14 protein-coding genes are annotated in these 18,854 nt (G+C 42.6%); 9 read left to right on the forward strand and 5 right to left on the reverse strand.

The window, feature by feature from the left end; genetic code table 11:
- Positions 1-9 precede the first annotated feature (9 nt).
- Together NAF19_RS05310 and NAF19_RS05315 are read right to left on the reverse strand one after the other, a co-directional pair.
- A complete protein-coding gene (locus NAF19_RS05310) occupies positions 10-1,149 on the reverse strand; it encodes a glycosyltransferase family 9 protein (protein ID WP_252788777.1) in 1,140 nt (379 codons plus the stop codon).
- A 48-nt stretch (positions 1,150-1,197) separates the two neighbouring features.
- The gene (locus tag NAF19_RS05315) at positions 1,198-2,076 is read right to left on the reverse strand and encodes a glycosyltransferase family protein (RefSeq protein ID WP_252788778.1); all 879 of its coding nucleotides are present in this window, start codon (positions 2,074-2,076) and stop codon (positions 1,198-1,200) included.
- A gap of 135 nt (positions 2,077-2,211) precedes the next feature.
- Between NAF19_RS05315 and meaB the strand changes: the two genes are divergently transcribed.
- Positions 2,212-3,129, forward strand: a complete 918-nt coding sequence (gene meaB, locus NAF19_RS05320) for a methylmalonyl Co-A mutase-associated GTPase MeaB (protein ID WP_252788779.1) — start codon at positions 2,212-2,214, stop codon at positions 3,127-3,129.
- Between the two features lie 38 nt (positions 3,130-3,167).
- Here the strand turns inward: meaB and NAF19_RS05325 are convergent, their stop codons facing one another.
- A complete protein-coding gene (locus NAF19_RS05325; RefSeq protein WP_252788780.1) occupies positions 3,168-4,454 on the reverse strand; it encodes an aminopeptidase P N-terminal domain-containing protein in 1,287 nt (428 codons plus the stop codon).
- Between the two features lie 148 nt (positions 4,455-4,602).
- Here NAF19_RS05325 and NAF19_RS05330 point away from each other — a divergent pair, with 148 nt between their 5' ends.
- From NAF19_RS05330 to NAF19_RS05360, 7 genes are all read left to right on the forward strand, one after another.
- A complete protein-coding gene (locus tag NAF19_RS05330; protein ID WP_252788781.1) occupies positions 4,603-5,982 on the forward strand; it encodes an OmpA family protein in 1,380 nt (459 codons plus the stop codon).
- A 184-nt stretch (positions 5,983-6,166) separates the two neighbouring features.
- Positions 6,167-6,310, forward strand: coding sequence for a DUF6728 family protein (locus NAF19_RS05335; protein WP_252788782.1), 144 nt, complete (start codon positions 6,167-6,169; stop codon positions 6,308-6,310).
- A gap of 54 nt (positions 6,311-6,364) precedes the next feature.
- On the forward strand, positions 6,365-6,742 hold the full coding sequence (locus NAF19_RS05340; protein WP_252788783.1) for a RidA family protein: 378 nt from the start codon (positions 6,365-6,367) through the stop codon (positions 6,740-6,742).
- 118 nt (positions 6,743-6,860) lie between these two features.
- The gene (recG, locus tag NAF19_RS05345; protein WP_252788784.1) at positions 6,861-8,969 is read left to right on the forward strand and encodes an ATP-dependent DNA helicase RecG; all 2,109 of its coding nucleotides are present in this window, start codon (positions 6,861-6,863) and stop codon (positions 8,967-8,969) included.
- A gap of 127 nt (positions 8,970-9,096) precedes the next feature.
- Entirely contained in the window at positions 9,097-10,482 is a 1,386-nt protein-coding gene (locus NAF19_RS05350; RefSeq protein ID WP_252788785.1) for a M20/M25/M40 family metallo-hydrolase, read from the forward strand.
- 126 nt (positions 10,483-10,608) lie between these two features.
- Positions 10,609-11,898, forward strand: a complete 1,290-nt coding sequence (locus tag NAF19_RS05355; protein ID WP_252788786.1) for an MFS transporter — start codon at positions 10,609-10,611, stop codon at positions 11,896-11,898.
- Positions 11,899-12,125: 227 nt separating this feature from the next.
- Complete coding sequence (locus NAF19_RS05360) at positions 12,126-16,334, forward strand: two-component regulator propeller domain-containing protein (protein WP_252788787.1); 4,209 nt, start codon at positions 12,126-12,128, stop codon at positions 16,332-16,334.
- A gap of 170 nt (positions 16,335-16,504) precedes the next feature.
- Here the strand turns inward: NAF19_RS05360 and NAF19_RS05365 are convergent, their stop codons facing one another.
- Positions 16,505-17,503 carry a polysaccharide deacetylase family protein gene (locus NAF19_RS05365; protein WP_252788788.1) on the reverse strand — a complete coding sequence of 333 codons (999 nt, stop codon included), beginning with the start codon at positions 17,501-17,503 and terminating at the stop codon, positions 16,505-16,507.
- A complete protein-coding gene (locus NAF19_RS05370; RefSeq protein ID WP_252788789.1) occupies positions 17,493-18,020 on the reverse strand; it encodes a hypothetical protein in 528 nt (175 codons plus the stop codon). Before NAF19_RS05370 ends, NAF19_RS05365 begins: the two co-directional genes overlap by 11 nt.
- Positions 18,021-18,106: 86 nt before the next feature.
- Between NAF19_RS05370 and NAF19_RS05375 the strand changes: the two genes are divergently transcribed.
- The gene (locus NAF19_RS05375) at positions 18,107-18,820 is read left to right on the forward strand and encodes a pyridoxine 5'-phosphate synthase (RefSeq protein WP_252788790.1); all 714 of its coding nucleotides are present in this window, start codon (positions 18,107-18,109) and stop codon (positions 18,818-18,820) included.
- Positions 18,821-18,854: the final 34 nt, after the last annotated feature.

Below are 18,854 nucleotides of genomic sequence, written 5' to 3' on the forward strand. Positions count from 1 at the left end.
ACATTTTTATTACCGGGGCAATAAAGGCAAAACCGCGTCCCAAACGCGGGCTACGCTAATTTTGCCAATGCAGGGATAAACTTCGGTTGCGGCAGGTTTATGAATACAAGCCCAATTACAATAATAGCAGTCCATTTTTTCGAATACGCAAACCGGGCCGTATTCGAAATATGCAGGGTAAGGGGCAAATCTCTCAAAGTGGCCGCCGCCAAGTATACAAACCGATTTTGTTTTTGCAGCGACAGCTATGTGAATGGCGCTCGTATCATTGGCAATTACAAGCCCAGCCTGCCCTATCAGCTCAACCATCTGCGGTTGGGTTGATTGGCCGATTAAATTAACTACGCTGCCGGGCGGTAAATTGGCAACTATAAATTCACCCAAAGCTACCTCGCCTGGTCCGCCTGCCAGGTAAACCGACTGCGTGCTCTGCTGTTTAATTTGCTGTATTAATTCAATAAAATTGTGCTCGCCCCATTGACGTCCAAAAGCGCCGGCGCCGGGAAATATCACAATGCCCCCCTCCCCCGTTTTTGTCACCGGGATTGTGGTTGAGCTTATAGTATCATGTGTATTTAAAAAAGTATCGAAAAAAAACCTCGAACGCCCAAATTCAAAATGCACCCCGGCAGGTAATAACAAGCGCCGGGTATAAAATTTGTCGGTCTTCATCTTATAGCGTTCAGAAATACCCTCATAGTCACTTTCGAATCCAATTATTTGTTTCGCCGCTGTAAACCCGGCAAAACTATCACTGATAAATGTGCGTGTAGATGATGGCTGTAGCGTAACCTCGTAATTAGCCTTAAAAAGCCGCAATGCCAGTTTGAAGACTTTCACAGGCTGGGTAAACATGGGCCCGGCTTTTACAAATATAAACTGGTTAACATAAGGAGCGTCGTATTTCAACGCAATATCCTGCCAAAGCACGTTGCCAAGCAAATCAACCTGGTAATCTTTATAGGCTGCTGATGATTTTACAACCTCTATAAAATTTCTGAACAGGATGTAGTCGCCAATGGCATCGGTTTTTATGATCAGCAGTCTTTTTTGGGGCGACCTGAACTTCGCCAAAAAACGAAATAGCAAAGGAAGCTTCAATAGTAGAAACCGGGTAAGTCTGAATAAATTTTTATCAATGACGGCCATTATAATTAGGAATAATTGCCGAAACGCTTTTCTTTAAATTCACGGTGGCTATTTAACTATTTTGTAATTCCGGTATTCGCTTACCCGCCAGCCGGTAATATCTTCAACTTTTTGCAGCAATTTCCTTCTAAAGGTCATTTTTTTATGCAGTTGGTTAAGGTCTACATTAAGTTTCCAGTTGGTCAAAGCAATCCGTTTTTGCATTACCTGCGGATGGTTGCCGGTGAAATGTACCAGGCGGTCGGCATTTTTATAATCAAATTCAAATGTTTCGGGTAGGTTTTCGGCCATCCACGCGTCATCATGATAAAACAAGTTGAAATTACGAAGCTTGCTTTTCAAACCATCCGGTGGTTTTACCCATCCATAGTGATAAATGTAAGCATCAATCAACTTAACCCTTATCTTTCTTCCGTCCAGCCTGAAACCTTGCGCATCACGATATGAATGTATCGCCTTATTGTTTCTCAGTATCCTTATTTCACGCCTGTACCACCTGCGCGAATGGCCGTAATAATCGTACGACCCGTAAAAATGGAGATACTTAAATAACAAACCTTCTACACGGTTATCATTTAAATTATCCTCCATCTCCTTTTTTATGAGCGGCAGGTACTTCTCATGCACGCACTCATCTCCCTGGATATAAAAGGCCCAGTCGGCATCTGAAGAAATTGAATTAAAGGCCTTATCTGTTTCGGCGGCAAATACGGCTCCGCCATCGCGTAACGAATCGTCCCAAACAGTATTAATTATTTTAATCTTAGGCGAGTTTATATTCCTTATCAAACTTTCAGTATTGTCGCTGCAATTGCCTAATGCAACTATAAACTCATCACAAATTGGAAGAATTGAAGTTATGGCTTCGGCTACAGGGTAATCATTTTTTACTGCATTCCTGATAAAAGTAAAACCGGCCACCTTCATTATACATTATGTTTTGCAGCAAATATAGCTTTATGCTACAAAGTACGCTTACAATATTGTCAATCAAAAGTGGCAATTGTACATGTGTTGTTTAAAATACATTATATTTTTGTTACTTTATCTCAGCTATATAAAATGCAAAATAACGCCACCAACAACATCAAACCCGATTGTACTGATTTCCGTTCAGTTGCGCGTGCTTTAACTGTTGTTGAAAATGATTTGCAGGGTGCCGATGAACTTTTAAAAAGCCTGACGTTTGCCAAAAGTGCTCCAATTATTGGTATAACCGGGCCACCGGGAGCCGGCAAAAGCACCCTGGTAAACACTTTAATAACCGGCTTGCTTAACAACAGCAATAAAATAGCGGTTTTAGCTATCGACCCGACCTCGCCCTTTAATTTCGGCTCGCTTTTAGGCGACCGTATCCGCATGGCGCCGCATTTTAACCATCCCGATGTTTTTATCCGCTCGCTGGCTACACGCGGTTCGCTTGGCGGGCTGTCGGCGAAAGCCATCGAAATGACTGATGTTTTACGTGCCGCAGGGTTCGATTATATTTTAGTAGAAACAGTGGGCGTTGGTCAGTCAGAAATCGAAATTGCCGGCCTGGCCGATATTACCCTGCTGGTTTTAGTGCCAGAAAGCGGCGACGAAATACAAAACATAAAATCGGGCCTTATGGAAGTTGCCGATGCCTTTATAGTAAATAAAGGCGACCGCGCCGATGCCGACCTTTTTGTTAATAATCTAAAAAAGCTGCAAAAGGCTGACTCGGGATTGCCGGTTTTTAAAACCGTTGCTTCAAAAGATATCGGCATTGATAAAGTAATAGCCTTTATCCGATCAAATGCAGGCAAAAAAAACTCCCGCAAACAATTATTGCTCGCCGAAAAGGCCTATCGCATCATCCAGCAAAAACGCATGGCCGATATTGACAAAAAAAAGCTTCAGCATGATATTGCCAAAGCTTTAGAAGAACCAGGATTCAACTTGTATAAGTTCATCGGAACCTTAGCCCCCCATCCCCCTAAAGGGGGAGCAGAAGTTTAAGTTTGCTAATCGAGCTCCCCCTTTAGGGGGTCGGGGGGCTAATTCATTATCTCCTCAATATGATCTGCCTCGACAGGTATATCGGCCATCAGGTCAACGTTGCCACGGGCGGTAATCAGTATATTATTTTCGATACGTATGCCCAGGCCTTCTTCAGGTATATAAATTCCGGGTTCGCAGGTTAAAATATTCCCAACTTCAAACGGTTTATAGCGGCTGGCAAAATCATGTACGTCAAGGCCCAGGTGGTGCGATGTGCCGTGCATAAAATACTTCTTATATAAAGGCATCTTAGGGTCTTGCTTGTCAACATCAGTTTTGTTGAGCAGTCCAAGTCCAATTAATTCGCCGGTCATTATCCTGCCCACCTCGTCCTGATACTCAGTTAGCACAGTTCCGGCAACAATCATTTTGGTTGCTGCACGCATTACCCGCAGCACTGCATTATAAACATCGCGCTGCCGTTTGGTAAAACGCCCGTTAACAGGTACCGAGCGGCTCATATCTGCATTATAGTTGGCATACTCGGCACCAAAGTCAAATAATACTACATCACCGTCTTTACAAACCTGGTTATTGTCGACATAATGCAGTACTATCGCATTTTTACCGGATGCTATAATAGGGTTGTATGCATTGCCTGTGGCACGCTGGCGCAGGAACTCGTGGGTTAATTCGGCTTCAATTTCATATTCGGTAACACCAGGCTTCAAAAACTTAAGTACACGTACAAAAGCATCGCGGGTAATTTCGCAAGCCTTTTTAGTAAGCATAATCTCAGTGTCCGATTTTACAACCCGTAGATCGCGCATTACTAAAGCAGAACGTTCGTATTTATGCAGGGGATATTTTGTACGTAACGATTCAAGCAACCTTATGTCGCGGTAGGGCACGGTGTGGGCGTACCTGTCGTTCTCGTTTGTATTTATATAAATGTGTTCTGCATAGTTAATAATGGAGTGCAGTATAACGTCAAAATCATTCAGCCAATAGATATTTGTTATACCCGAAGCAACCCTGGCTTCTTCAATAGTATATTTATGGCCCTCCCAAACAGCAATGTGTTCGTTGGTTTGTCTTAAAAACAGTACTTCTTTGTATAACGGATTAGGACAGTCAGGAAATAACAACAGTATGCTTTGCTCCTGGTCTATGCCTGTCAGATAAAAAAAATCGGGGTTTTGTTTAAAAAGAAAACTTTGGTCGCCGCTTCTCGGAAATTCGTCATTTGCATTGAAAATGGCTATGGAACAGGGCTTTAGTCGGGAAACGAAATTTTTTCTATTGTGGGTAAATACCTCATTATTAATGGGGAGATATTTCATCTTTTAAATTTTATTAATTTTTTAAAAACAATTTTTTTCATTTATTTGTATAATAATTATAAAATTTGGAACGGTGTTTGGTTACAAATTCAAACATAATTACTATTTTTGAAAAAAATCACAATTAAAATCGTTTAATCTTAAAACTATGAACTATTCTACATTAAAGAAAACAGTCGTCTTATCATGTGTTTCCTTGATGGCAGTTGGTATAGCATCCGCTCAAACCGACTCCACTAAGAAAATGTCTGACGCGGCCGGTCCCGCCAAATTATTTGGTGGAGCTGGACAGTACAACACATGGAGCATCGGAGTTAACGTTGGCGTGACAGGATCGTCAGTAATAACCGGTGGCTTCAACAGATTTAATCAAAGCCAGCCTGCTTTAGGTTTTGGCGTTTCGATTAAAGATCAACTTAGCCACGCATTTGGCATACAGTTAGATGCACACGCAGGTCAGATCAAAGGCAGACAAGATCAATCTCCAAACGCGAATGATCCTGGCGCTACTACCACTGTAACAGATCTTGTTACTGGTACCCAGTACGAAGGTTTCAAAACCAACTTCATTTCAGGAAGCTTGAGCGGTGTTGTTAATTTTGGTAACATCAGCTTTTTACACCGTGCTAACTCTGTTAACTTTTACGCTTCTGCAGGTTTTGGCTTCATGGTTTATGATCCGGCACCGTCAACTGATTTAACAAACTATGTTAAATGGAGCGCAGCTAGCGGTCATAAAGTTAAAGAAGTATACGTACCAGTTGGCGTTGGAGTTAAATTCCGCGCATCTGATCACTTAGACTTCAACGTTGGCTACACCGAAAACTTTGTTGACGGATTTAACGTAACTGGCGTTCACGCTAAATACCCATCTAACGACAAATATTCTTACGGATATGTTGGTTTAGAGTACACTTTAGGTTCATCTTCGAAACCGAGCTTAGAGTGGGCAAACCCTGTTGCTATGATGTATGACGAATTGTACGATGCAGCATTACGTGCAGAAGTTGAAGCTTTAAAAGGCCGTGTTACTAACGTTGAAAACGCTGTTAACGACCTGAAAAAAGATTCAGACGGTGACGGTGTTGCTGATCAATTTGACAAATGCCCTAACACTCCTGCAGGTAGCGTAGTTGATGGTTCTGGTTGCCCAATCAAATTCCCTGAGCCTGTAGCTGCTGCTGCTGCTCCCGCTCCTGCTGCGACTCCATACGGAAACATCCAGTTTGAATTTGACAGTTCAGTGTTAAAAACTTCTTCATACCCAGTATTAGATGCTACATCTGCTGATATGAGGGCTAACTCAAGCACTGTTACTTTAGCTGGTTACGCTTCATCTGAAGGTACTGCTGCTCACAACATGCGTTTATCAAAAGACCGTGCTAACTCTGTAAAAACTTACTTAGTTAACTCAGGTGTTGATGCAAAACGCTTAAAAGTTAAAGGATTTGGCGAAACCCATCCTATAGCTGATAACTCTACCGAAGATGGCCGCGTTGCTAATCGTCGTGTTGAAATGCACAAATAATTTTAATTAATTATTATACAAAAGGCCTCCCGTTACAGGGAGGCCTTTTTGTTTACCCTAAACTTCCGACTTCCGACTTCCGACTTCCGACTTCCGACTTCCGACTTCCGACTTCCGACTTCCGACTTATGACTTATGACTTCCCCCCACTTGCTTTTCGCCTTAACCTTCCCTATATTTGTTCATGTATTTTTTCAGGAAAAAAGACCCCAACAGGCCCACCAGCTTTAACCTTAAGGTAATGCATACCATTAATGCCATTGCAATCATTATGTTTTTGCTGGGCATTATCTGGACGGTTATAAAACTGTTCATCCTGAAAAAGTAAATTTAAAATACCCCTCAACGCATATCCCAGTCTGTCAGAAAAACAAATTTCTAAATGAAAACTATAATTAATACTAATAACGCACCAGCACCAATTGGCCCGTATAACCAGGCAGTAGCTGCGGGCGGCTTTATCTTTCTTTCGGGCCAAATTGCCCTAAACCCTGCTAACGGCGCACTTGTATTAGACGATATTAAAACCGAAACCAAACAGGTGATGGATAACATTAAGGCCATTTTAACCGAGGCCGGCATTGATTTTAGCCACGTAATTAAAACCAGCATTTTTTTGACCGACATGGGTAACTTTGCACACGTAAACGAGGTTTACGGAACATATTTTACAAATGATTTCCCTGCCCGCGAAACCGTGCAGGTCGCCGGTTTACCCAAAGGCGTTAATGTTGAAATTACCGTTACAGCGATTAAATAATTTGATGACTGGCTGATTTGAGGATTTGAAAATGAACTACAAGTCAGGCCAGGCGCTGCAAAGGTTTTAATCTTCAAATCGGCTTATCTTCAAATTTTCAATTCAAATCAATCACTAATTGAACACCCAGGTTTTTGAAACTCCAATTGAATATTTAAAGGGCGTGGGCCTTAGCCGTGCGGAGATTTTAAAAAAAGAACTGCAGGTATTCAATTTTAGTGACCTCTTAAATTACTTTCCCTACAAATACATCGACCGTACCCGGTTTTATAAGGTAAAAGACGTACAGCCAGAGATGCCTTACGTGCAGGTGCTTGCCCGTGTGATGCATAAAGAAATTGCCGGCGAGAAACGTACCAGCCGCCTGGTAGCACAGGCACAGGATGACACCGGCGTTATCGAGCTGGTGTGGTTCCAGGGCATTAAGTGGATGGAGAAAAACATCATACCGGGCAAGGTGTACGTGTTGTTTGGTAAACCCACTTTTTTTAACGGTAAGCCACAAATGGCACACCCCGAGATGGAGTTGTATACCACCGAAGTGCAGCAGCGCAGGGGAAACCTCACTCTACAGCCCGCTTACAACTCAACCGAAAAACTTAAGCAGTTTTCGCTTGATAGTAAAGGGCTCCTTAAACTGGTATCACAATTACTGGAGCAGCACCTGAAGGATATTCATGAAAACCTGCCCTTTTATATTATTAACAGGTATAAGCTGATGGGGCGTGCCGAGGCCTATCGAAACATCCACTTTCCTGAAGATGCTATTAAGCTTAACGAGGCTCAATACCGCCTTAAGTTCGAAGAATTATTTTTTTTACAGCTTAAACTTTTAAAAAACAAGCTGCTGCATACCCAGAAATTTAAAGGGAATGTGTTTGGAAGTATTGGTAATATCTTTAATGATTTTTATCACCATAAACTGCCTTTCCCGCTAACCAACGCCCAAAAGCGGGTTTTAAAAGAGATAAGGCAGGATACCCAGCGCGGCGTGCAGATGAACCGTTTATTGCAGGGCGATGTGGGCAGCGGCAAAACTGTAGTTGCCCTTATGAGCATGCTTATTGCTATCGATAACGGCTTCCAAACCTGTATAATGGCCCCAACCGAGATTTTGGCAAGCCAGCATTATGCAACCATAAAAGAACTTGTTGGCGATGATTTTATTGAGGTTGGGCTGCTGACCGGCTCGACCAAACAAAAAGACAGAAAGGTTTTGCACGAGCGGTTAGAGAATGGCGACCTTAAAATTTTAATAGGAACCCATGCGCTTATTGAAGATAAGGTGCAGTATAAAAACCTGGGCTTTGTGGTTATCGACGAGCAACACCGTTTTGGTGTGGAGCAAAGGGCCAAGCTTTGGCGTAAAAACATCATTCCGCCACACATTTTGGTAATGACGGCCACCCCTATCCCCCGTACCCTGGCAATGACATTATATGGCGATTTGGATATATCTGTAATTGATGAACTGCCGGCCGGTCGCAAGCCCATTCAAACCCTACATTATTACGAAAACCAGCGCCTGGCTATGTTTGGTTTTATGAAGCGCGAAATTGCCAAAGGCCGGCAAGTGTACGTAGTTTACCCGCTGATACAGGAGAGCGAGAAACTCGACCTCAAAAACCTGATGGATGGAATAGAGGTAATGTCGCAGGAGTTTCCGCTGCCCGATTTCAAAATAAGCATAGTTCACGGCAAATTGAAGCCTTCGGATAAGCAGTTTGAAATGAACCGCTTTATAAAAGGTGAAACGCAAATAATGGTGGCAACAACGGTAATTGAAGTTGGGGTGAACATTCCAAATGCATCGGTGATGATTATTGAAAATGCCGAGCGCTTCGGACTGTCGCAATTACACCAGCTGCGCGGCCGCGTAGGCCGCGGGGCCGAGCAGTCATATTGCATACTCATGAGCAGCCATAAACTGAGCCACGACGGCCGTATACGCCTCAACACCATGGTTAAAACCAACAATGGTTTCGAAATTGCCGAAACAGACCTGCAATTGCGCGGCCCCGGCAATATAGAGGGCACCCAACAAAGCGGCGTCCTTGATTTAAAAGTAGCCAACCTGGTTACCGACCAGGAACTGCTGATACAGGTGCGCAAGTTTGTAGAAACTATTTTTGAAAAAGACCCGCAGCTTACCGCGCCGGAAAATCAAATTCTGCATCAGTCGTTTAAAATAAAACAAGACGGGCTCAGTTGGGATAAGATATCGTGACAAATAGTTTGCCTTTTGAAAAACGATCAACTACATTAATTAAGTGCTTTTAGCATATCCCGGCGCTACTAATTTTATCCACCTTATTTTCTCTTTCCCTATATTTACCGCATAACTGACTAATAACATGAAACTAAAACTTACACTCCTATCTACACTAATTTTAATCGGAGGCCTTGCAAAAGCGCAGGATTCCCTAATGATTCGTAAGATATACGACGAAGAATTGGTTAACGGCCAATGCTACAGCAACCTGCATTATTTGTGTAAAAATATCGGCCAGCGCATCAGCGGTTCGGCAAATGCACAAAAAGCGGTTGAATGGGGCAAGAAACTAATGGAAAGCTACGGGTTCGACAAGGTATACCTGCAGCCTGTAATGGTACCGCACTGGGTACGCGGCGCTAAAGAAGAGGGCGCTATTATTAAGGGCGATAAAAAAATCAGCGTGCACATCGCGGCTTTGGGTATGACAGTCGCAACACCTAAAAATGGTTTAACCGCTCCTATTATTGAGGTACAAAGCCTGAAAGAATTAGAAACGTTGGGTGCAGGTGTTATTAAAGGCAAAATAGTTTTCTTTAACCGCCCGTTTGATCCAAGGTTTATCGAAACGCTACGGGCTTACGGCACAGCCGGCGACCAGCGTTTTGCCGGCCCGGCAGCTGCCGCGAAATATGGCGCGGCAGGCGTAATAGTGCGCTCATTAACCGAAACCCTTGATTTTTATCCGCATACAGGAGCAACGTCCTATACAAAAGATGGGGTTAATATACCGGCCGCTGCCATATCAACAAAAGATGCAAATACCTTAAGCGCTATGCTTAAGATGAAATCGTTACCGGCGGTTAAGTTCTACTTTAAACAAAACTGCGAGTTGTTGCCCGATGCACCGTCATTTAATGTTGTTGGTGAAATGACAGGCTCCGAAAACCCTAATAAATTTATCACCGTTGGCGGGCATCTTGATTCGTGGGATTTGGCCGAAGGCGCCCATGACGATGGCACCGGTGTAATGCAATCTGTTGAAGCGTTGCGCTTGTTAAAAGTAATGGGCTATAAACCCAAAAACTCTATACGAGCCGTATTTTTTATAAACGAAGAAAACGGCGATCGCGGAGGTATTAAATATGCCGAGCTTGCCGATCAAAACAAAGAAGAGCATATTGCAGCCATTGAATCGGACCTGGGTGGCTTTACCCCGCGCGGTTTTACCTTTGAGGGTATTTCGCCGGCCCGGATTGAGAAAATCAGCAGCAACTGGGGCAAATTATTAGCACCATACGGCTCAGGTGTGTTAACCGCTGGCGGTGGCGGCAGCGATATTGGCCCATTGGCCGAAAAATCAAAAGGCGTTGTTTTAATTGGCTATATGCCCGATTCGCAACGTTATTTTGATGTGCACCATACCCCAAATGACGTTTTTGAAAACGTAAACAAACGCGAGCTTGAACTTGGCGCTGCATCAATGGCATCGTTAATGTATTTGATAGACCAGCACGGTTTGAATTAGTGCTTTTGTATTTTCAAGGTAATTTTATTCGATTTTAGATTTACGAAGTTTTAAAAACCTCGTAAATCTTACCTCATATAATTCCACAAACCTTAATTTTACCGCATCACAAAAAACATCTCATCATTGGCACCAGAAGGCGACAGTAAACCCAAAACAGATTCATTTGCAGCATTACGCTATAAGGATTTTCGCTCGTACCTGGGCATGCGGTTTTTCTTCACCTTTGCTTACCAGATGCAGGCAGTTGTAATCGGCTTTTACATTTACCATGTTACAGGCAGCGTATTTGCACTCGGCCTTGTTGGCTTGTGCGAGGCCATTCCTGCTGTTTGTATTGCATTGTACGGCGGCTATGTGGCCGATAAATCCGAAAAACGCAAAATGTTACTCACTATTTCGGGGTTGGTGCTTTTCGCATCGGTGGTGATGTTTTCGGTTACCATGAAAAACGTTGCGCCGTACCTGCATAAGGGATGGATTATACCCATAATATATGTAATGATATTTTTAAACGGGTTGGCCCGTGCATTTTATGGCCCTGCTACTTTTACTATTTATGCGCATAGCATCCCAAAAGAAATTTACCCTAACGGCAGTACCTGGAGCAGCTCCAGCTGGCAGATAGCCTCCATTCTGGGCCCGGCAGCCGGTGGATTAATTTATGGCTTTTACGGCATAACTACGACTTTTTGCTTTATCCTTTGCTTTCTTTTACTATCTATAATCCTGATATACCGGTTACGATCTTACCCGCCAATATTTATCCCGAAAGAGAATATATGGGATAGTTTAAAAGAAGGAATTGATTTTGTTTTTAAAAGCAAAATGCTGATATGGGCCATGAGCCTCGACTTATTTTCGGTGTTTTTTGGCGGGGCCGTGGCGCTATTGCCTGTATTTGCCAAAGACATATTAAAAGTTGGCTCCGAAGGTTTAGGGATAATGCGCGCAACCTCATCATTAGGTGCCGTTTTAACTATGCTGGCAATGGCCCGTTTTTCGCCAATGGGTAAACCATGGCGTAACCTGCTTATTGCGGTAACGGGTTTTGGGCTTTCCATTATTTGTTTCGGCCTTTCGCGCAGCTTTTATTTATCGCTCATCTTCCTGTTTACCGAAGGCGCTTTTGATAGCGTCAGCGTTATCATCCGTGGTACCATAATGCAGTTGCTTACACCCGATCATATGCGTGGCAGGGTATCGGCAGTAAACTCCATGTTTATTGGTTCATCAAACGAAATTGGGGCATTTGAATCGGGCACGGCGGCTAAATTGCTCGGCACCGTTCCATCGGTTGTTTTTGGAGGCACCGTAACGCTGGTAATCGTCACCATTACCTTCCTGAAAACTCAAAAATTGATTCCGCTTTCGCTGGTTCAAATTCAAACGCCGGAAGCGGCTGAGACCGAATAATTTTGTCCAAACCTTTTTGCAACAGCCGGTTCCCGTTACGCCCGCGATACACGTAACATAACCTTTACAAAAAAATAACGTAAAAGGCGGCAACAGTTTAATTTAGGTTTGTTATAACCTTTAGCCTGTTTTTCCAGGACCAATTTTATCACCTGGTAGTTACTGTAACGATAATACTGCTAATGTTAAAACCCTGTTTGAAACCGTTTATTTTGCGCCTTTTATTATTGAGCTTCATTTTTTTAGCGCTTAATAATAGCCTTATCGCCCAAAATAAGGTAGTAAAATTCTCTTCACTTACTATCGAAAACGGCCTTTCACAAAGTGATGTAAAATCAATCATAAAAGACCACCTGGGTTATATGTGGTTCTCAACCGACGATGGGCTTAATCGTTATGATGGCTATACTTTTACCGTTTACAGGCATAAATCAAACGACCCGCATTCGCTACCAGCAAACGATATAACTAACCTGTTTGAAGACAAACAGGGCCATTTGTGGATAGGTAGTGGTGGTGGACTGAGCGAATACAACCCGGAATGCAATAGTTTTACTACGCTAAAAGCCGTTAAAAATGATGAAACTACCCTCTCGACTCCCGATGTAAATTATATTTTCCAGGATAGCAAAAACAACATTTGGGTTGGCACTTACTCTGGCCTTAATCTGCTTGATGTAAAAACGAGAAAAGTAAAAAGATTCTTTTATACCAAAGGAAATGAAGACACTCCGGACAATCAAATTAATTCGATAGCAGAAGATAACAACGGCAATTTGTGGCTTGCCACCGGCAATGGCCTTGTTGAGTTCAATTATACAACCGGCGTTGCAAAGCGGTACCTGCATATTGGTAAAAATAGCTTGAGCAGCAACAAGTTAAATAATTTATTAAAAAATGCCGAAGGTAATCTTTATATCGGCACGGCCGGCAAAGGGTTGGATTTCTTTGATTTAAAAACCAAAACCTTTACAAATTTCGCACATCAGCCGGGTAACTCCAACTCTTTGGTAAATAACAATATTTTCGCATTAACTACCGGCGCTGCAAAAAAAATATGGGTAGCTACCGAGGAAGGCCTTGACCTTTTTGACGAGGCAAAAGGCACTTTTACAAAGTACATAAGCGATGATAAAAGCACTGCGGGCGAAAATAATTCAATAAGCTGTGTCTACAAAAGCGGCGGTATTTTATGGTTGGGCACATATGAATCGGGCGTGAAATTTTATGATACAAACTTATCTATGTTTGGGTACTATCATAAAGACCGCCTGGATGCTGATGGATTAAGCAATAATATAGTTACGTCATTTGCAGAAGGCGATAAAGGCTACTGGGTAGGCACAGACGGCGGGGGCTTAAACTTTTTAAATCAATCAACACAGAAGTTTACACATTACATGCCACAGGCAGGTGATAAAAATTCCATAAGTGGTAAGCACATACTTAAGTTGTTGAAAGACAAGCAAAATAAACTTTGGATAGGATATTATGGTAGCGGGCTGGACATGATTGATACCAAAACACAAAAAGTGACCCACCTTGCTGCCGGCAATAACCCAAATCAAATAAGTGGTGTTAATGTTTTTGCATTAGATCAGGATAGAACAGGAGCTGTTTGGGTAGGCATAGATGGCGAAGGCTTAAATGTTATTGAACACTCAAAAGTGGTAAAGCGTTTCAAACGTAATGTATCAGACACATTGCATTCGTTGTCAAACGACGATATACGGTCAATTTATTGCGACAAGGAAAACAATATTTGGGTAGGCACCTTTGCCGGTTTAAATTTGTATAACCAGGCAAAAAACAACTTTACCCATTTTAAACCTACGCAAAACGGGCTGTCAAGCAATGTTATCATTTCAATATTTGAAGATAATGACGGCAACCTTTGGATTGGCACATTAGGCGGCGGGCTGAGTAAATTCGATAAACACAAAAAAGTTTTCGTGGGTTACCAGTTTCCAAATGGCACAAACTACTCTATAATTAACAGTATTACGCAGGATGGCTATGGTTTTATGTGGGTAAGTACCAATGCCGGCCTTATCAGCTTTAAACCAAATACAGCCAATATCAGGAAATACACGGCTGCAAATAACCTACAGGGCTACGAGTTTTTTTCGGGTGCCAGCTTGAATGCCCGCACAGGCGAACTGCTTTTTGGCGGGCATAATGGTTTTAACATTGTTGACCCTTACGATTTGGCTGTAAATAAAAGTAAGCACGATGTGGTGTTTACCGATTTTCAACTGTTTAATAAAAAAGTGTCAATCGGGGGGAGTTCCGTTCTTAAAAAATCAATTAGCTTAACAAAAGAGATAAAGCTTGATTATGGCCAGTCTGTTTTCACCATTGAATACAGTGCGTTGAATTTCACGCTGCCCGAAATGAATTCATACGCCTACAAGCTTGACAATTTTGACAAAAACTGGAATTATGTAGGCTCGCAACGAAAGGCAACTTATACCAACCTTAACCCCGGCGAATATACTTTTATGGTAAAAGCTGCCAACAACGATGGCATATGGAATAACAACGTTACTACTTTAAAAATCATAATAGTACCTCCATTTTATATGACTTGGTGGTTTAGGATCATGGCTTTCATATTGGTTATTGCTGCTGTTTACGGTTATTTTGTTTACCGCACTTATGCTATAAAACAACAGCAGAAAAAGCTTAAAAAGCTGGTTATCGAGCAAACTGCAGAAGTTGTTAAGCAATCAGAAGAGCTACAAAATCAATCGGAAGAACTGCAATCTTTAAATGAGGAGTTGCAGGCGCAGTCGGAAGAGCTGCAATCGCAATCAGATTATTTACAGGAGTTAAACAACGAGCTGGAAACACAAAAGGAGCAGGAACTGCAGGCACGTAAAGAAGCCGAAAAAGCCAATATGGCAAAGAGTGTTTTCCTGGCCACCATGAGCCACGAGATACGCACGCCGATGAATGGCGTATTGGGTATGACTTCACTGCTTTGCGAAACCCCGTTAAACCCCGAGCAGCGGGAGTATGCCGACATCATCCGTATCAGCGGCGAAAATCTGCTCAATGTTATTAATGATATTCTTGACTTTTCGAAGATAGAATCAGGCCAAATGGAGCTCGAACAGAATGCGTTCGACCTGCGGCAGTGTATTGAAGACGTATTGGACCTGTTTTCTGAAGCGGCTGCAAAAAAACGACTAGATCTGTTATACAAGTTCGCCAAAAACGTACCTGAGAAATTAATTGGCGACCAACTGCGCATTCGGCAGGTATTAATAAACCTGGTGGGCAACGCGATTAAGTTTACCAGCAAAGGTGAAGTGTTGATAGAGATCGATCTGTTGGGCAATGATAAAAATGGTCTTAACCTTGGTTTCAAGGTTAAGGATACAGGTATGGGTATACCTAAAGAAAAACTACAGCGATTATTTAAAGCATTTTCGCAGGTTGATGCATCAACCACACGCCTACATGGTGGCACGGGCCTCGGGCTTGCTATTTGCGAGCGACTGGTTGAACTAATGGGCGGCAGTATTGGTATTGAAAGCGAATTAGGTATAGGCACAACCGTAATTTTTAACCTAAAAAGCGAAGAGGACAAAACAACCGGAACTAATGAAAGTTGCGGCATCAAGAATGCTGCAGAGACCCGCGTTTTGGTTGTCGACAAAAGTGGCAAAGCACTCGAAGTATTAAAAACACAGCTTGAGCAGTGGAACCTTAATGTTGTATGCGCAGCAACAGCCAATGAGGCTTTAAGTTTATTAACCGGCACCGCCGGGTTTAATCTTGTACTAACCGGTACCAACATCCCGGGAACAGACACCCTGGAACTTACAAAGGCAATTCACAATATCAATAAAAATATCCCCGTTATATTAATGTGCTCAGTGCTTGAAAAGCACAAAGCTGCCGATACTGGCGCTAAAATATTATTAAAACCAGTTAAGCAGCAACAGCTTTGTAATGCTATACAGGCGAGCCTGGTACAAACCAAATCTGCACTGCCCGAAGCGGCTAAAACCTCGTTACTGTCGGAGCAATTTGCTCAAAAATTCCCGATGCGGATATTGATTGCAGAGGACAACCTAATAAACCAAAAACTGATCACCAAGGTTATTAATAAACTGGGCTATACGCCCCTGGTAGTTAACAATGGCAACCAGGTGCTGGATGTTTTGGCCCACGATTTTTACGATATTATATTAATGGATGTCCAAATGCCCGAACTTGACGGAGTGGAAACTACGCGCATTATCCGCAAAAGCGACAAAAAACAACCCTATATTATCGCCATGACGGCAGCCGCAATGGCCGAAGACAAAGCCGCTTGCCTTGACGCAGGAATGAACCATTTTATCTCGAAACCAATCAGCATTAAGGATCTGGTTGACGTGCTGGAACATTCCTTTGTTGAAAAGGAAGTAGGGCACGGGGTTTAATAAACCCGTCGTTGCGAGGAACGAAGCAATCTCTGAGCTTGCTAATCAACGGAGCAAAAAACGTTGTGAGTATCTAAACGCCGCATTTTGGTTTCCACAAAAGTTAAGGTTCATGATTGTCCTTAGTAGAGGTTGCTTCGTTCCTCGCAATGACGAGAAAGTTCAATATTTTATTCCCCCTGGAATTCCTCATCAACACTTTCCCTTAAATCGTATAGCAGCCATTGTTTTTTGGCTATAGATTTTGTTTTTGATTTCAGTAGTTTTATAAAATCCTTCACCCCTAACGGCTCGTTGCCGTTACCGTGTATCAAAACAATACTGCCTGCTTGCGGTTGCTGCCCTTTGGCCAGCCAGGCATCCGTTCCTACAGGTATCAATCCAAAATCCGTTATTTCATAAACCAGTTTCTTATCCGACACAAGGCCCGGGAACCTGAAAAACACCGATGGCAGCAAGCCGTTCTTCAGCATGGCCATTTCAGTTTCCAACACCTCGAAATTGATATTTGTACCTGCCTCCAGTAAAAAATTCTCTTTTAAAGGCAAAGTAGCACTCACGCGATGATTAAAAGAATGGTTTATCCAGGTGATGTAGATCTCGTGTTCATCCTGCATCTTTTTCAGCCAGTCCAAATCCTGCGGGTGTTGGCGCATCCATATACCGGTTATAGAAAGGGCTACCGGCACAGGGTGTTCAACCTTTTTAAACTCGGCAATAATATCAGTAAATATAATTTTGTCAAGGGGCTTGTGCGAGGGGCATAAATCGGCAGTGAGGGTTATGCCCGTTTGTTTAGGCATGCCGCTCTCAATACCGGCATCTTGTGTGCTTACCGACTGGCTTTCTGCCTTTTGTAAAGCTTTAACATATGGAGTTGCCTTAAAAAACGTGCGTGCTTCCTCAATCGTCATCGGCTTTACCTGGTAAAAATCGGGTTCATCAATTTTAGTTTCCAGCGTTTGGGGGTTCACCAATAAAAAATAGCTTTTGCCATCGTTTACAAACTGGCGGGTTATCATCCAATCCTGGGGGTAATGTTTGGCCCAGCCGTAGTAAACCCGGTAGTTGGTTATTTTTTTATAGTTGGCCTGGGCGTTCACAAATTGCTGAAAACAAGTTATTACAACGAAAAGTAAAAGGGAGCGCTTTATATATTCAGGATACATTTTTGTTTGGGTTCCAGTTTTTGCCGGTTATTACCGCAACAATAACCAATAATAGAATGAAAAAGATTTGCGTATATGCAAATACGTTGAAAAAATGTTCAAATGGCATTTCCTTCGGAATGTTAGGTTGTACTTTAGGTAATGCCGAGAGCGGCGGGTATATGGTCCAGCCATTGGGGGAAGGTCTCATTTCAGCTGCTAGCCCTCTCACCAGGTTAAAGCCGAAAGGAAAGCAGATATTTATCAAAATGATGCTTGATAATAATATTAAATTCTGCAACCTGCGGCAGTAGCGATAAAACGCCTCCTTAACTGCGTAAACTATAAATATCAAAATACTTAAAGCAGGAAGCAATATTGTTTTTGTGGCAAAAGTAAAATATGCATCGTGTAGTGGAATATCAATTGCAGGACCATAAACCTTATGAAAACCGGTAACCCAAAACAACATTGCAGTCGTTAATGAAGAAACAACAATTAGTATAACGAGTTCAATAATTAAGGGCTTCGCTTTCATTGTGTGAAGATAAAATTTATCGTTTAATAATTTTTGCCCAAGTTTGCATTAAGGATTCGGCAATAAGTACTAAATCCGAAATCAATATGGTTCGTCTCTCCGTCAACATCAATAAAATAGCGACCCTGCGCAATTCGCGCGGCGGCAATAATCCCGATTTAATACAGGTTGCAAAAGACTGCGAGCGCTTTGGCGCCCAGGGCATAACCGTGCACCCACGGCCCGACGAAAGGCATATCCGCTACAACGATGTTTTTGAGCTGAAGAAAATAGTAACCACCGAGTTCAATATCGAAGGTAACTGCCAGGAGCAAAAGTTTGTTGATCTGGTACTCGCTAACAAACCCGAACAGGTAACCCTGGTGCCCGATGTATTGGGGCAAATAACCTCGAACCACGGCTGGGATACCATTGCCAATAAAGATTATTTAACCGGCATTATCAAGGTTTTTAAAGATGCCGGCATTCGTGTATCCATATTTGTTGACCCCGTAGTTGAAATGGTTGAAGGCGCCGCCAAAACTGGTACCGACCGCATTGAGCTGTATACTGAAGCCTATGCACATCAATATCGTCAAAACAAAGAGCGAGCCATTGCGCCCTATGTAAAAGCAGCGGAAGCAGCGCATAAGCTGGGCCTGGGCATAAATGCAGGGCACGATCTTGACCTGGAAAACCTGAAATATTTCGCCGAAAATATTCTGGCTTTAGACGAGGTAAGTATTGGCCACGCGCTTATTACCGATGCTTTATATTATGGATTAGAGAATACAATACAAATGTATTTAAGGCAACTTTAACCGTTGATTGTTGTGATTGCGTTGATTTCGCTGA

Origin of the sequence: Mucilaginibacter flavidus (genome assembly GCF_024055575.1) — a bacterium.
GTDB lineage: Bacteria > Bacteroidota > Bacteroidia > Sphingobacteriales > Sphingobacteriaceae > Mucilaginibacter > Mucilaginibacter flavidus.